This window comes from Hyphobacterium sp. SN044, assembly GCF_021864465.1.
Lineage (GTDB): Bacteria > Pseudomonadota > Alphaproteobacteria > Caulobacterales > Maricaulaceae > Hyphobacterium.
The window spans coordinates 85,300-100,131 of the sequence record NZ_JAKKUV010000002.1 but is presented as its reverse complement, the minus strand read 5'-3'; the positions used below and the strand labels follow the sequence as shown (position 1 = coordinate 100,131).

Here is a 14,832-nt window from a genome sequence, read left to right as displayed (position 1 = left end):
CGGGCTGCAACGTGCCTAACGCACGTAGGACGCGCCGTTGATGTCCATCACCGTGCCGGTCGCAGACGGGCACAGACCGGACAGGAGGAAGGCCGTCACCGCACCGATCTCGTCCGGCTGAGCGACTGCGCCAAGCGGGATTTCAGCGACCGCCGCGCGGCGCGCCTCAACCCGGCTCGGCGCCATGTCGGTTTCGATCCATCCCGGGGTCAGCGTGTATATCAGAACACCATCCCCGGAATAGGCCCGCGCCAGTGTTTTCGCGGCCGCCACCAGACCCGCCTTCACCGCGGCATAGCCGCAATGGTCCGGCCCGTCTCCGCGATAGGCTGCGCGCGAGGCGATGTTGACGATCGAACCCCCGCCGCGTGCACGGAACGCATTCACCGCCGCCCGCATCAGATCGCAGGGCGCGCAAAGATTGACGGCCAGCTGTTCGCTCCAGCCGGCCTCCCACTGAGCGTCATCATTGAGCGGCGTGGCGCGGTAGATGCCCGCATTGTTGACCAGCGCGTCGAGTGGACCGAATTGCGCTTCGGCCTCCGCCCACAGCGCAGCCCCGGCACCCGCCTCACCGAGATCCTTGCCGATCACGCCAAGCGCCCGTTCGCCCAGTTCCTGGGCCAGCGCATCCGCCGCATCGCGCTGTGCGTTGTAGTGGATCACCACATCGCCGCCATCGGCCGCGCAGGCGCGCGCGATCGATTTCCCGGCCCCGCGCGACCCGCCGGTCACGAGGATCCGCTTTCCGTTCAATTGTCCGGGCATGGCCTATTTCGATTGCAGCTTCGAGATGAAGTCGAACGTCTTGCCGTAGGGCGGCGCGATCAGGCGCGAGGGATGCCATTTCGGCGCTTCGAACACGGCGCGTTCATGCGTAAAGGTCAGGAAGCCATGCTCGCCGTGATAGGCGCCCTGCCCCGACGCACCGACGCCGCCGAACGGCATGCCTTCAACCGACATGTGCAGCATGGAGGCGTTGACGCTCGCGCCGCCCGAAATTGTCCGGTCGAGCACGCTGCGCGCCAGCGTCTTGTCGCGCGAATAGACGTAGAGCGCGAGCGGGTGGTCGCGTTCGTTCACGAAGGCGATCGCGTCATTGAGCGTGTCATAGGGCAGGATCGGCAGGATCGGGCCGAAAATCTCTTCCTTCATCAGTTGGCTGTCGACCGGCGGATCGATCACGATCGTCGGCGCCAGCTTGCGGGCATTGCCGCTTTCGCTGCCCTTCGGCTGCAGGATCCGCGCGCCTGCGGCCCGTGCCTCCTCGATCATCGCGGTCAGGCGCGCATGGTGCCGGTCGGACACGACGGCGGTATAGTCCTTGTCGGCCGCATAATCCGGGAAGAAACTCTCCACCTGACCCAGCACGGCCTCGGCCGTGGCCTCCACCTTCGAGCGGGGCGCGAGCACATAGTCCGGCGCGATACAGGTCTGGCCCGCATTGAAATACTTGCCCCAGGCCAGCGGCGACGCCGCATCGGCCGGGTCGTAATCCTCGGTCAGGATGGCCGGCGACTTGCCGCCAAGTTCGAGCGTGACGGGGACGAGATTGTCCGCGGCGGCCAGCGCAACGAGACGGCCGACATGGGTCGAGCCGGTATAGAAGAGATGGTCGAACTTCTGCTGCGTGAACGCCTCACCGACCTTCGGCCCGCCGGTCACGACCGCGACCTGGGATTCATCAAAGGCTTCCGCCAGGAGGCGGCCCATCAGGTCCGCGGTCTTCGGCGTCAGCTCCGACGGCTTGATGATCGCGCGGCAACCGGCCGCGAGCGCCGCAATCAGCGGCGCAATCGCCAGCTGCCAGGGGTAATTCCACGGCGACACGATCCCGACCACGCCTTTCGGCTCGCGGCGCACATAGGCCTTGCCGGGCGCCAGCGTCATGGGAACCGAAGCCGACTTGGCCTTCGCCCATTTCCCGACATGCGACTTCGCATGCTTGGCCGCGCTGATCACGAAGCCGATCTCGGCGATCTGCGTCTCGGCACACGACCGCACCCCATAGTCGGCGGAAATCGCCGCCATGATGTCCTCGGCATGGTGTTTGGTGAGATCGGCGACCTTCTGGATGTCGGCCTTGCGCTGTTCGATCGGACGATGGCGCTGATCGGCGAAGGCTTCCTTCTGCCGGGCCAGAAGCGTCTTCAGGCGTTCGATCTGTCTGGCATCGGTCTCGCTCATGGCGGTCTCCTTCAGGTCGAGGTGCGGATCATGTCCGCCGCCTTGTCGGCAATCATCATGGTCGGGGCATTCGTGTTGCCGCCGACAAGGCGCGGCATGACGGAAGCGTCCACCACGCGCAGTCCCTTGACACCGTAAACCCGGCATTGCGGATCGACCACCGCCAGCTCGCCCTTGCCCATCGTACAGGTCGAGGTCGGGTGATACAGCGTCTCGGCCCGCGCCCGGATATCCGCTTCCAGATCGGCGCGGGTCTTCGCGTCGGGACCGGGCAGCCATTCCTCGGCGCGATCGAAGTCGAAAGCCGGCGCGGCCAGGATCCGCCGCACGATTTCCAGGCCGTCGATCAGCGCAACGAGATCGCCTTCCTTGTCGAGATAGTTCGGGTCGATCGCGGGATATTCGCGCGGATCGGCGCTTTTGATCCGGATCTCGCCGCGGCTCTCCGGATAGAGGTGGCAGACATGCAGCGTCGCGCCATGGCCCCACACCTGTTCCTTGCCGTGGTTCTTGGACAGCGAGGGAATGAAGACCAGCTGAAGATCCGGCAGATCGCCCGCGAGCGATGACGAGAGGAAGGCCCCGCCCTGAACCGGATTGTTGGTCAGCGGGCCGTCGCCGCGCAGCATCCAGCGGAACAAATCGCCGAAATTCTTCGCCACCGTCGCCCACGACCAGCCGAGCGAGGTCGCGCTCTTTGTGCGCATCAGGGCGGCGATATCGAGATGGTCCTGCAGGTTCCGGCCAACACCCGGCAATTCGACCTCCGGCGTCACTCCGGCGGCCTTCAACCAGTCCGGATCACCGATCCCGGACAGTTGCAGCAATTGCGGTGAATTGATCGCTCCCCCGGCAAGGATCACCTCCTTGCGCGCGGTCAGCGTCGTTGCGTCTCCCCTGATGTCGAGCGCAACACCGGTCGCCCTGCCATTCTCGAGGATAACCCGGTGCGCCAGCGCTTCGGTGATCACCGTGATATTGCCGCGCTCCAGCGCTGGCCGCAGGAAGGCGTCCGCCGCACTCCAGCGGCGCGGCCCGTTCATCGTCACCTGATAGGGACCGAAGCCGAACTGTTTCTCGCCGTTGAAGTCCGGATTGCGCGGATACTGCAGCTGGCCGCCGGCTTCGAAGAAGGCCTCGGTCAGCGGATTGAGGACCGGGATGTCCTGGACATGCAACGGCCCGTCGACGCCATGAAAGGCGTCCGCGCCGCGCTGCTGGCATTGCATCGCCTTGAACCGGACGAGCGCATCGGACCAGTCCCAGCCCTCCGCGCCCATCGCGCCCCATTCGTCGAAATTCTCCGCCGCGCCGCGCATGTAATGCATGGCGTTGATCGACGAGGACCCGCCGAGCGTCTTGCCGCGCGGCCAGAACAGGCGGCGATCGTTCAGATTTTTCTGCGGTTCGGTTTCGTACGACCAGTTATAGGGCCCGCCCGAGACGACCTGTGCCAGCATCATGGCTGTCCGGATCGCCGGCGCCTTGTCGAGTTTGCCCGCTTCCAGGACGCAGACGTTCACATCCCGATCGCGCGACAACCCTTCTGCGACGACGCAGCCCGCAGAACCGGCACCGACGATGATGTAATCGAATTCGCGAATCTCACTCATCGCCGCGCTCCGCCAAGGGTGAAACGGTTTCGGCGATCGCGCGCAGCGCAGTCAGGGTTTCACCGGTGCGGGCACCCCAGTCCGGATCGCCGGCAAATCGCGCGATCACCACACCGCGGCGTTCGTCGACCCAGATATATTGGCCATAGACACCGGCCGCGAAATACTCGCCGTCATAATTTTCCGGCATCCACCAATGCAGGCCATAGCCGCGCAGAGGGATGGTTTCGTTGGGTTCCTGGAATGGCGCGTTCGGCGTCGTTGCCATCTCGACCCAGCCTTCCGGCAGCAGCCGTTCACCGTCCCATATACCGTCCTGCAGATAGAACTGGCCGAAACGGGCGTAGTCGCGTGCTGTGGCGTTGAGGCAGCAATATCCGATCGCTTCCGCCCGATCGCCTTCGATATTCTGCGACCAATAGGCGTCGCTCGACATGTGCAGCGGCGTCCAGATTTCCTGCTGCGTGATCGCGGCGAGGTTTTCGCCATAGATTCCGCGCAGCACGGCACCGAGCACATGCGTATTCGGACTGGTGTAGTGCAGATCCTGACCCGGCTCGCGGTTGCGTTCGATCCCGGCGATCTGCTCGTCGACACTGCGTCCGAGAATGAAGGTGTTGAAGAAGAGCGGCCGGATATCGGAATCCGGTCCGGAATAGTCCTCGTTGAAATCCACGCCCGCCGACATCATCAGCAGATGCCGCAGGCTCGTCTCACCCATGGGACTGCCGGCGTATTGCGGAGCGAATTCCTGCGCGAGCTGATCAAGCGACCCAATACGTCCTTCCTCGAGCGCCATCGCGATCATCGTTGCGACGAAACTCTTCGCCACCGACCAGGACGTCAGCCGCGTGCCGGCATTGGCACCGTTCATATAACGCTCGTGAACGAGTTCGCCGTCACGCAGCACGACCAGCGCCAACGAACGCGACTCATCAAGATACTGCTCGAGCGTCCGCGTCTCCCCGCCCCATTCGTAAGTGACGTCAAGCGGCTGCGATGCGCCTTCGAGCGAATCGGGCTCCGTGGCTTCGATGGTCCGGTACGGGAAAATCGAATCCATGGTCTGGAAGGTATCGGTGTATCGTGCCGGGTCAGACAGGCGCTGGATTTCCGCCGGCGAATAATCAGACCACGGGCGGAAAAACCATGCTGCAGCAGCGGTTACGGCCACGACCACAGCCAGCAGAATACCCCCCAGAATCCTTAGAACCATCATCTCCCCCAATTCCGGTTACCGGTTGTTGAGGTTCCAGTGTCACGACGAACACCGGCAAAGTGCAACGGTTATTCGTTGTTCGCCTGTTGCGCGTTCGCTACTGACACCGGGATCAAACGATGGTGTTATGCCTCGATAAACCAAATACGCCGGACGGGATCCCGGCGTCTCAGGGGGAGTGACATGAAGTCTTCTATCCGCGCCATTGCACTGGCATCTACGGCGCTTGGCGCCAGCCTGGTCATTTCGGACATCGCCGCCGCGCAGGTCGACACCATCACGGTGACGGCGCAACGCCGCGAACAGACGCTGCAGGAAACCCCGGTCGCGGTTTCCGCAGTTCCGGAAGAACAGCTCGAGCTCGGTCAGATCCGCGACGTTCGCGACCTGCAACAGCTCGTTCCGTCCCTGCGCGTGTCGCAGTTCTCGCGTTCCGGCGTGACGGAATTCGCGATCCGGGGTCTGGGTACGTCCGCGGACAATGTCGGCCTCGAGCCGTCGGTCGCCATCTTCGTCGACAACGTCTACCGCTCCCGTCAGGGCGCCGCGATCAACGACTTCCTGTCGCTGGAACGCGTCGAAGTCCTGCGCGGCCCGCAGTCGACCCTGTTCGGCAAGAACTCCCCGGCCGGTGTGGTTCACTTCATCACCCGCGCGCCGGAATATGAATTCGGTGCCGTCGGCGAAGTGACGGTTTCGAACTACGATGGCCGCATCTTCCGCGGCACCGTCACCGGTCCGATCATGGACGGCAATGCTGCGGTCCGCTTCGACTTCAACCGCAACACGCGCGACGGCTTCCTCGACAACGTCTCGACGGGCGGAACTCTGAACAACCGCGACCGCTGGAGCTTCCGTGGCCAGTTCGCTGCCGATCTCGGCGAGAACGTCTCGGTGCGCCTGATCGGTGACTATGGCACGGTCGACGAGAATTGCTGTGCCGCGCCCTTCTCCTTCCACCTGCCGCAGAACGCGTTTGCCCTGACCCTGCTTGGCGGCACGGTGCTTCCGGACAACCCGTACAACCGACAGGTTGCCACGAACTCGCCGGTGAACACCCAGATCGACACGCGCGGCCTGTCCGGCCAGGTCGATATCGATTTCGACGGCTTCCAGTTCACCTCGATCACGGCCTATCGCTACTTCCGCGACGACAATGAGATCGACGCCGACTTCACCGATGTCGACCTGTCCCGCACCCGTGCGCTCGACACGCAGTACGACACCTTCACCCAGGAATTCCGCCTGACCTCGACCGGCGACAACATGGTCGACTGGCTGGTGGGTGCGTACTTCTTCGACCAGGACATGAGCCACCAGGACATCACCCGCTACGGTAATGACCTGCGTCCGTTCGCGGACCTGGTTTCCGGCGGCGCAATCACCGCGCTCGAAGGCGGACTCGGCGTCCCGAACGGCACCTTCCTCGCCGCCGGTCAGGGCCGTCAGGAAGACTACTCGCTGACGACGGAAAGCTGGTCGCTGTTCGGCCAGATCGACTGGCACGTCACCGATCGCTTCACGGTCACCGCGGGTCTGCGCTACACCGAGGAAGACAAGACGATCGACGCCGATCTCAACGTCAACGACCCGTTCTCGGCGCTGAACTTCGTGCAGATCGGCTTCCAGCAGATCTTCGCGACGGTCTTCTTCCAGCTGACCGGCCTGCCGCCCACGCCGGCGAACATCGCCGCCAACCCGGCCGCCGCCGCTCAGGCCCAGGCTGCAGCCGCGGCCGGTTCGACGGATCCGAACGTCAACCCGCTGCTCGGCCTTACGCCGCTGCAGTTCTCGCCGCCGGCCCCGGACTACGCGTCCGCTCGCTCCGAGGACAACACGTCGGGCAACATCATCCTGTCCTATGACGTCTCGGACAATGTGAACATCTACGCCAGCTATTCGACCGGCTATAAGGCGGGTGGCTTCAACGTCTCCTCGACCGCGGCCGTGGCCAATGCGCTGGAGTTCGATCCGGAAATCTCGACGAATATCGAGTTCGGCCTGAAAACGACGCTCCTCGACAACACGCTGCGCCTCGACATCGCCGCCTTCCATCAGACCCTCGAAGACTTCCAGTCGAACAACTTCAACGGCACGGCCTTCGTGCTCGACAATGCGGGTGAAGTGCTCGTCCGCGGCGTCGAAATCGAAACGATGTGGCGTCCGAGCGAAGCCTTCCTGTTCACGGGCGGCGTCACCCACCTGTTCGATGCCGAGTATGAAACCTACACCAACGCCCCCTGCGACGACCTCAACACGTCGTCCCAGTGCCTGATCGCGGGCACGCAGGACCTGTCGGGCCGCGAACTGGCTGGCGCCGCGGAAACCACCGCGACGGCAACCGGCACCTGGTTCTTCCCGCTGGGCAACAACTGGGGCGGTTTCGTCCGCGGCGAGGTCTTCTACTCCTCCGAGCGCAATCTCGGCGGCGACCTCGACCCGCGCAAGCAGCAGGAAGCGATCACCCTGTTCAACGGCTCCTTCGGCTTCGGTGCCGAAGACGAGAGCTGGGGTCTCCAGGTGTGGGGCCGAAACCTGATGGACGAGGAATACCTCGTCGGCGAGTTCAGCTCCGTCGGTCAGCCGGGCAGCCTCAACGGCTATCCGGGCGACCCGCGCACCTATGGTGTGACGCTGCGCCTGCGCCGCTAGTCAGCCGCGCAAATCTGGTAAGACAGGGAGCGGAGACCACGGTCTCCGCTCCTTTTCTTTTGGAGAAACGGGATGACCACGCTTCTCATCCTCATCGGCGCCTTTGCCGCGGTGTCCGCCCTGGTCGCATTCAATGTCTGGATCGGCGGCTGGTCACCCTCGCGCATCGAGAGCATCGAAGACGCCGGAGAGACGCTGCGTCAGGACCTGCTCATCTTTGAACCCGGCGAAAAAGGGGTTCTGGCGAGCGACGGCCTCGCCGCGCTGGTGGAATCCCGCGATGGAAAATTCGTCGGCTATCTCTCTGCCCGGGGTGACACGCTCGTCTCGCGCCTGATCGAGCCGGGAAGCGTGGCGCGCGCCAACGTTCGCGACGGCGGCGTCATTATGCTGCACTTCAAGGACTTCACCTTTCCGACGACCCGCATCACACTGGGCGATGACGACGCGGCCCGGGAATGGGCAGAACGGCTGAGCGCGGAGTAGCGCCTTGGACATCGAACTGATCGAACCGATTTACATCGCCATCCCGTTCTTCGTGGCCTTCATCATCGCCGAGATGGTCTATGCCCGGACCACGGGAAAGGCGCGCTTCGAACCGCGCGACAGTGCCGCCAGCCTGGCCATGGGTCTCGGAAATACGGTCGCCGGCGTGGTCTTTGCCGGCATCACGGGAACCTGGCTCACCTTCATCGAACAATTCGCCCTGTTCGATTTCGGCTATGTCTGGTGGGCATGGATCGCGGCCTTCGTGCTCGACGACTTCACCTATTACTGGTCGCACCGCTGGGCCCATACCGTCCGCTGGTTCTGGGCTGACCATGTCGTCCACCATTCCTCGCAGCACTACAATCTGACCACCGCCCTGCGGCAGCCCTGGTTTACCGTCTTCACCTTCAAATTCATGTGGCTCGGCTCGTGGCTCGTTCTGCTCGGCTTCCCGCCGGTGATCATCGCCTTCGTCGGTTCGCTGAACCTGATCTACCAGTTCTGGATCCACACCGAGGCGATCACACGGATGCCGCGCTGGTTCGAAGCGGTGATGAACACGCCCTCGCATCACCGCGTGCATCACGCGACAAACCCGATCTATCTCGATCGCAACTATGCCGGCGTGTTCATTATCTGGGACAAGATGTTCGGCACCTTCCAGCCGGAACTCGACGAGGAACGCTGCCGCTATGGCATCGTGAAGAATCTGGGCACCTGGAATCCGCTCCGGATCTCGCTTCACGAATGGTGGGGTATTGCGAGGGACGTGGCCGGGTCGAAGTCCCCGAAGGACGCGCTCGGCTACATCTTCGCCCCGCCCGGCTGGTCGCCTGACGGCAGCCGGATGACGTCGAAGCGCATCAAGGAAATGTGGGAAGCCGAACGCGGCTCCGCCTCAGCGGATGCGGGAGCAGAAACCCCTCGCCGCGTGCCCGCCGAATAACGGCTCACATTTCGTAAGCGTGCAACCACCGTGCAACCCCGCACGCGCGATGGCGCATGCCGAAGTCGCGCGATGCACCTCAACGCATGCCCTCTCCTGCGTCAGAAGGCGCCCACCTCTTCGAAACGACAGGAGAAACCGAAGTGACACGCATGATTTCCCTGGCCCTCGCGGCCATGATCTTCCTCGGCATGGCAACAATCGCCACGTCGAGCTCTGCCCAGGAGCGGCCCGCCCGCGCCACCATTTCCACCCAGACAGCCAGTGAGACTCCGGCGCGCGCCACGCCGCCCCGCCGCGCCCAGACCGACCGCCTCTCGCCCGAACTCCAGCGGGCACTCGAGTCCGGCGACATGACCCGGATCGTTGCTCATCTGCCTGGCCGCCGCGCGATCGCGCGGGCCACGACCGGCAATGGCGGTCAGATGAACATTGCGATCGATCCGCAGGCACACACCTGCAATGGCGGCAACTGCGCGTGTGCCGGCGTAGAGGATTGCGTCGCCATGGTGGACGATGAGATCTGCAAGCCGGACACGATCGGCTGCAACGCGAACGGCTGTGCCTGCGAGGAAGCGGATCCCCCGTCTTCGGGCCAGGAATAGTGCGGCATTCAGTGCGCCCGGCGGCTCCCCCCGCCGGGCGTTTTCCTTTCGCCGCCCCCTTGCAAGGGGCGCCGTTTTCCATCACTCTCCCCATAAGTAAACGGCGTTCACTTTTTGAGAACGAAACGCTGCTGCGTACGAAGGGAGAGACGATATGAGCCTGCGTGACCTGTATCCGATTCCGGACATCGACCCCTGCTGGTCCATTCCTCAGGAATACAATGCCCTGTTCGACTGGGAATTCGACGAGGGCCGCACGACGCTCATGCACCTCTACCAGAAGGGCAAGGACATGCAGTGGGATGCGGTGAACCGCATCGACTGGTCGCTTGAACTCGATCCGGAAAACCCGATGCAGATGCCGCCCGAGGCGGGTGGACTCTACGGCTCTCCGATCTGGAACCGCATGTCGGAGAAGGATCGGATCGAGCTGACGACCCACGCGCAGGCCTGGAATATCTCGCAATTCCTGCAAGGTGAGCAGGCCGCCCTGCTCTGCGCCTCCAAGATCGTTACCCAGGTCCCCGACCTCGACGCGAAATTCTACGCCGCGACGCAGGTGATGGACGAGGCTCGCCACGTCGAAGCCTACAAGAAGCTGCTCGAGAAATTCGGTGTCGCCTACCCGATGACCGGCCCGCTGCAGGAACTGGTCGACCAGGCGATGCGCGATTCGCGCTGGGACATGACCTATCTCGCGATGCAGGTTGTGATCGAAGGCCTCGCGCTCGCGGCCTTCGGCACGATCCGCGACATCGCGCAGAACCCGCTGGCCCGCATGGTCAATGCCTATGTCATGGAAGACGAGGCGCGCCACGTCGCCTTCGGCCGCTTGTCCCTGCGCGATTTCTATCCGCAGCTGACCGAGGCCGAGCGCAACGAGCGCGAGGAATTCCTCGTCGAGGCCTGCTGGCTGATGCGCGGCCGGATGACGGACGCCCGCGAAGTCTATCGCGCGCTCGGATTGCCGGAGAAGGAATGCATCGAGTGGGCGGAGAATTCGGAAATCACGAAACTCTACCGCACCCTGCTGTTCCAGCGCATCGTTCCGATCGTGAAGGATATCGGCCTTTGGGGGCCGAAAATCCGCAAATGCTACGAGGACATGGGCGTGATGCACTTCGCCGATCTCGACCCCGACCAGCTGGCGCGCGATGACGAGAAGGCGGCAGCCGACTTCGACGCCCGCAAGGCCTATGTCCACGCGGTGGCCGGCGCGGCGGAGTAGCGTTAACCCCCCGCCAACCACGTTTGGCAACGGGATATTTGTCCTGAGCTGTCACTCTGTCCGCCGGAATGGACCCGGTGGACAGTATGAGCGACCGCAAATCGGAAACGGGCCGGCACGCGCCGGCGAATGATCATTCGGCGCGATTTGACGCCGAACTCCGCGGCGTCAGCGCGGCCTTGCTGGCCGAAAACCGCGCCAATGCCCGCACGCCGACGCACCGCATCGACCGGGCCGCTCTGTCGCGCGTCTTCCAGTTCACCGACTTGTGCGCGGCGATCCTCATCGCCTTTGCCGCCCTTGCGCTTGATCCGCGGACGGTTTGGCCGCTTGCCCTCTTCCTCGTGATCGCGTCGGGTGGATTGCATTCCTTCTCGCTCTACCGGATTTCACCAACGGTCCCGCCCTGGGACCGTCTGGCCCGTTCGGTCATCGCGATCGGACTTGCCGGACTGGCGACGCTCACCATGGCAAACCTGTTCGATCCGGCGGTATTGCCCGTCGCGGCCTGGCAGACCGTTGCCGGCGGCGCCGGCCTGCTCGGGCTACAGGTGATCTATGCGCTCGCGATCTGCCGGTGGGCCCGGGCGGGCCGGCTGGCCGCCAACATTGTGATCGTGGGCGCAACGCCGCAGGCCCGCCGCATGATCGACGCCAACCGCCGCACCAGGGAGGTGAATATCGTCGGCATATTCGATGACCGTCAGTCGCGCAGTCCTTCGCGCCTCGCCGGTGTGCCCTATCTGGGGACACTCGACGATCTGGCGAACTGGAAAGCCTTGCCGGAAGTCGACCGCATTCTGATCACGGTCCGGCCGGACGCGATTGCCCGGGTACGCGACCTGCTTGGCAAGTTGAGCCCGCTACCGCATCCGATCGGCCTCTCGCTGGAATTCGGCGACGAAGCCGCATCGACGGCGACACTCGCATCGATCGCCGATGCACCGGCGGCGCAATTGTCCGGCCGTCCGGCCAATCCGGACTGGCTGATCGTCAAGCGGCTCGAAGACCTCGTCATCGGATCGCTGATGTTCCTCGCGGCTCTGCCCGTCATGGCGGCCATCGCGCTTCTGGTGCGTCTGGATTCGCCGGGACCCATCCTGTTCCGCCAGGTCCGCGAAGGCTTCAATGGCCGCCCGATCGGCGTCCTGAAATTCCGCTCCATGCGCCACAGCGTCGAAGGGGAAAAATCCGGCGTGCGCCAGGTCGAGCGCGACGATCCCCGCGTGACCCGAGTTGGGAAAATCCTGCGCGCCACCAGCCTCGACGAACTGCCTCAGCTCTGGAACGTGCTCAGAGGCGAAATGTCGCTGGTCGGACCGCGTCCGCATGCGCCGGGGATGAAGACCGGCGCCACGCTCACCTCGAACCTCGTGGCCGAATATGCGCACCGTCACCGGGTGAAGCCGGGCCTGACCGGCTGGGCTCAGGTCAATGGTTCGCGCGGCCCGCTGCACTCACCGGAAGCGGCACGCGAGCGCGTCAAGCTCGACGTCGAATACATCGCGCGCGCCAGCCTCTGGTTCGATCTGTGGATCATGCTGCGGACCCTGCCAGCCCTGCTCGGTGACAAGATCAATATCCGCTAGGGGCGCTGCGCGTTCCGCGACCACGCTGCCGACAGCGCATCAACGATGGGCGTGTCGCTGGCCGGTTGCGATGCATCGGGATCCGCGCCGTAGACCGGGTTCCAGCCATTCTCCTGCGCTTCATAGCGACGCCAGCCGCTGTCCCACCGGAAATAGGCCGAATTCGCCCCTGACCGCTCCAGGCCGTCCAGACGCTGACGGACGTAACCCGCCGCGCCGACGGCCCAACGGCGCACGCCATACTCGCCCAGCATCCAGCGCGGATAATCCGGTGGCGACACGATCGCATCGGCCGGACTGAATGACGCTGCGGACATTGGGCCCCAGGCATGGGTGAAGGCCCGCGGGTGATAGTCGTGAATCGCCAGCACGCACCCCGGCACCACGTCGAGATCGAGTAGCCCAGCAAACAACGCGTTGGCATAGCCATCCGGGCTGGCGAGGATTGGAATGTCCGCGTCGACGGACCGTATCGTCCGGCAGAGCCGCGCGGCGAACGCCGGCCAGTCGCCGGGGGTTCCGGCGGTGCGGTTGCCAAGCTCATCTGCATTCCAAATCTCGCCGCCGGGCGGCAAGGCGGCCTGGTTGGCGTTCGGCTCGACCATGAGGAGAAAGCCCGCAACCCCGCGGCGGCGGGCAAAGCGGCGGGCGGTCTCGCGCCACATCTCGGCCCAGGCGTCTTGCGCCTCCATGTCGTACCAGATCCGCTCGTTCACCAGCTCGGCCGGGAACCAGTCCCCCGCGGAATCACGCTGGATCGAGAATTCGGACCGGCCGGGACCGCTGCGGAACCCGATCACGGTGAAAAGACCTGCGGCCTCGCAGCGCGTGACCATATCGTCGAGATGCTCGAGAACCGGCTGGTCGAGCCGCCACGGCGCCTGTTCGGTAAAGATGCCTGGATGGCTCAAAAGCGCCAGATTGGCGCCGGCCGCGCGCAAGGACGCAATCGCGCTGTCGGACGTCGGAGATCCGACCGCGCCGGGCCCCAGAAAGTCGTTATCGAGCGACGGTACGATCCGGCGATGGCTGAAGACCGCCCCGCGCAGATGAGGTCCGCTCGCATTGTCCCAGAGGTCGATTTTCCGATGGGGCGTCTGTGCGGCCGCGCAGCCACTGGCCAGCACCAATCCGGCACCGCCCGCGAGTATGTCCCTTCGGCTTGGCGCCATCTCACACCGCGTAGAAGGAAGCGAGCCGGTCGGCTTTTTTGAGGGCGCGCCTCGGGATCTGTCCGGCCGTGCCCAACGGTGAACGTTCGCTGGCAGAAGCCAGTGCACGGGCTGCGGACCGCAAGGCGGTCACGGGTGACCGCGTCACCACACATCCCCCGGCCAGAGGTACTTGCCACGCCCCGAGATGGCGCTTGAAATCATAATCGCCCGGTCCGAGCTCGACCGACGTCAAGCCGCAATCCGCAGCATGCCGGATCGTCTCCAGAAGCAGAAGCAGCCCCGGGCTGACGTGGTTGAAGGCGGGATCATAGGACGGGAACCAGTACTGGACCCGGTTTTCACTGCGCATGCCGAAATGCGCTGCGATGATCGCGCCATTCACCCGCAACGTGCCGCAGACCGGGCCAAACCGGTCCGTCCGCTTGCGGTTGATCGCGGCGACCAGCCGGTTGGTCCAGGCCACGCTGAACACGTCGAAGACGCCGGTCGTGCGGTATTGCGCGCGTTTCCAGTGCAGCATGGCGTCGAGTGCTTCATCCGAAAAATCATCCATCCGGAATTCGAACCCGCCCTCTTCGGCTTCCAGCTTGCGGCGGCGGGCGCGGATATTCTTGAACGCCTTGGGCTCGGCCGCCTTGCGGGCCTCCTCGAAAGCGTCATAGCCTTCCGAACAGTCGACGACGGCCGAACCGTCGCGCACCTGCTCGCTCTCATGCCAGCATTGCTGCAGCGCCAGAGCGGAATGGTATTCGAACAGGGGAATGCCCGCGGACTTCAGCCAGTCCGGCAGGCTGACCTTGTCGGCTTCGCGCGTGATCACGCCATGCACATCGGAGAGCGGACCGCTGAGCGGCCTGGCATAACCGATCTTGCCCATCTGAAGCGGCAGGAAGCCCAGAATCTGTCCGCCCTGACGTCCGACCAGAACGCGCGTATCCCCGCGCGCTTCCTCACAGCATTCGGCAAACTCGATCCGGAAATAGGGACTGTCGAAGAGGCCGTAGCCGTCGACGAAGTCGAGCCAGGCACCGCGTTCGGCGCCGGTCAATTCGCTCGGGCGTTTCAGCTCGGTCTGGATCATGCGCTCGGACATGCTTCCCCCTCTGTCGCCTTCGTCTTCGCAGAAACC

General features: G+C 64.3%; 12 protein-coding genes. 6 read left to right on the top strand and 6 right to left on the bottom strand.

Going from position 1 to position 14,832, the window contains the following annotated elements:
- Positions 1–15: 15 nt before the first annotated feature.
- Genes L5876_RS03380 through L5876_RS03365 form a run of 4 tightly spaced genes read right to left on the bottom strand, consistent with a single transcriptional unit; the run spans position 16 to position 5,019 of the window.
- Positions 16–768, bottom strand: coding sequence for an SDR family NAD(P)-dependent oxidoreductase (locus L5876_RS03380; RefSeq protein WP_236954676.1), 753 nt, complete (start codon positions 766–768; stop codon positions 16–18).
- Between the two features lie 3 nt (positions 769–771).
- Entirely contained in the window at positions 772–2,187 is a 1,416-nt protein-coding gene (locus L5876_RS03375; protein WP_236954675.1) for a coniferyl aldehyde dehydrogenase, read from the bottom strand.
- An 11-nt stretch (positions 2,188–2,198) separates the two neighbouring features.
- Positions 2,199–3,800 carry a GMC family oxidoreductase gene (locus L5876_RS03370; RefSeq protein ID WP_236954674.1) on the bottom strand — a complete coding sequence of 534 codons (1,602 nt, stop codon included), beginning with the start codon at positions 3,798–3,800 and terminating at the stop codon, positions 2,199–2,201.
- Complete coding sequence (locus L5876_RS03365) at positions 3,793–5,019, bottom strand: serine hydrolase (protein WP_236954673.1); 1,227 nt, start codon at positions 5,017–5,019, stop codon at positions 3,793–3,795. The genes L5876_RS03370 and L5876_RS03365 overlap by 8 nt, the downstream gene beginning before the upstream one ends.
- Positions 5,020–5,202: 183 nt before the next feature.
- Between L5876_RS03365 and L5876_RS03360 the strand changes: the two genes are divergently transcribed.
- The 6 genes from L5876_RS03360 to L5876_RS03335 all read left to right on the top strand — a co-directional run bounded on the left by L5876_RS03360 (position 5,203) and on the right by L5876_RS03335 (position 12,528).
- Positions 5,203–7,671 carry a TonB-dependent receptor gene (locus L5876_RS03360; RefSeq protein WP_236954672.1) on the top strand — a complete coding sequence of 823 codons (2,469 nt, stop codon included), beginning with the start codon at positions 5,203–5,205 and terminating at the stop codon, positions 7,669–7,671.
- Positions 7,672–7,743: 72 nt separating this feature from the next.
- Complete coding sequence (locus L5876_RS03355; protein ID WP_236954671.1) at positions 7,744–8,157, top strand: hypothetical protein; 414 nt, start codon at positions 7,744–7,746, stop codon at positions 8,155–8,157.
- 10 nt (positions 8,158–8,167) lie between these two features.
- Positions 8,168–9,106 (top strand): sterol desaturase family protein, encoded by a 939-nt coding sequence (locus tag L5876_RS03350; protein ID WP_370469059.1) that lies wholly within the window; start codon positions 8,168–8,170, stop codon positions 9,104–9,106.
- A gap of 143 nt (positions 9,107–9,249) precedes the next feature.
- A complete protein-coding gene (locus tag L5876_RS03345; protein WP_236954669.1) occupies positions 9,250–9,711 on the top strand; it encodes a hypothetical protein in 462 nt (153 codons plus the stop codon).
- A gap of 154 nt (positions 9,712–9,865) precedes the next feature.
- The gene (locus L5876_RS03340) at positions 9,866–10,939 is read left to right on the top strand and encodes a diiron oxygenase (RefSeq protein ID WP_236954668.1); all 1,074 of its coding nucleotides are present in this window, start codon (positions 9,866–9,868) and stop codon (positions 10,937–10,939) included.
- A gap of 86 nt (positions 10,940–11,025) precedes the next feature.
- Entirely contained in the window at positions 11,026–12,528 is a 1,503-nt protein-coding gene (locus L5876_RS03335) for an exopolysaccharide biosynthesis polyprenyl glycosylphosphotransferase (RefSeq protein WP_236954667.1), read from the top strand.
- On the opposite strand, the gene L5876_RS03330 is transcribed toward L5876_RS03335, so the two are convergent.
- Together L5876_RS03330 and L5876_RS03325 are read right to left on the bottom strand one after the other, a co-directional pair.
- Positions 12,525–13,700 (bottom strand): cellulase family glycosylhydrolase, encoded by a 1,176-nt coding sequence (locus L5876_RS03330; protein WP_236954666.1) that lies wholly within the window; start codon positions 13,698–13,700, stop codon positions 12,525–12,527. The two genes, L5876_RS03335 and L5876_RS03330, sit on opposite strands and share 4 nt — an antisense overlap.
- Position 13,701: 1 nt before the next feature.
- Positions 13,702–14,796 carry a GNAT family N-acetyltransferase gene (locus tag L5876_RS03325; protein ID WP_236954665.1) on the bottom strand — a complete coding sequence of 365 codons (1,095 nt, stop codon included), beginning with the start codon at positions 14,794–14,796 and terminating at the stop codon, positions 13,702–13,704.
- Positions 14,797–14,832 lie beyond the last annotated feature (36 nt).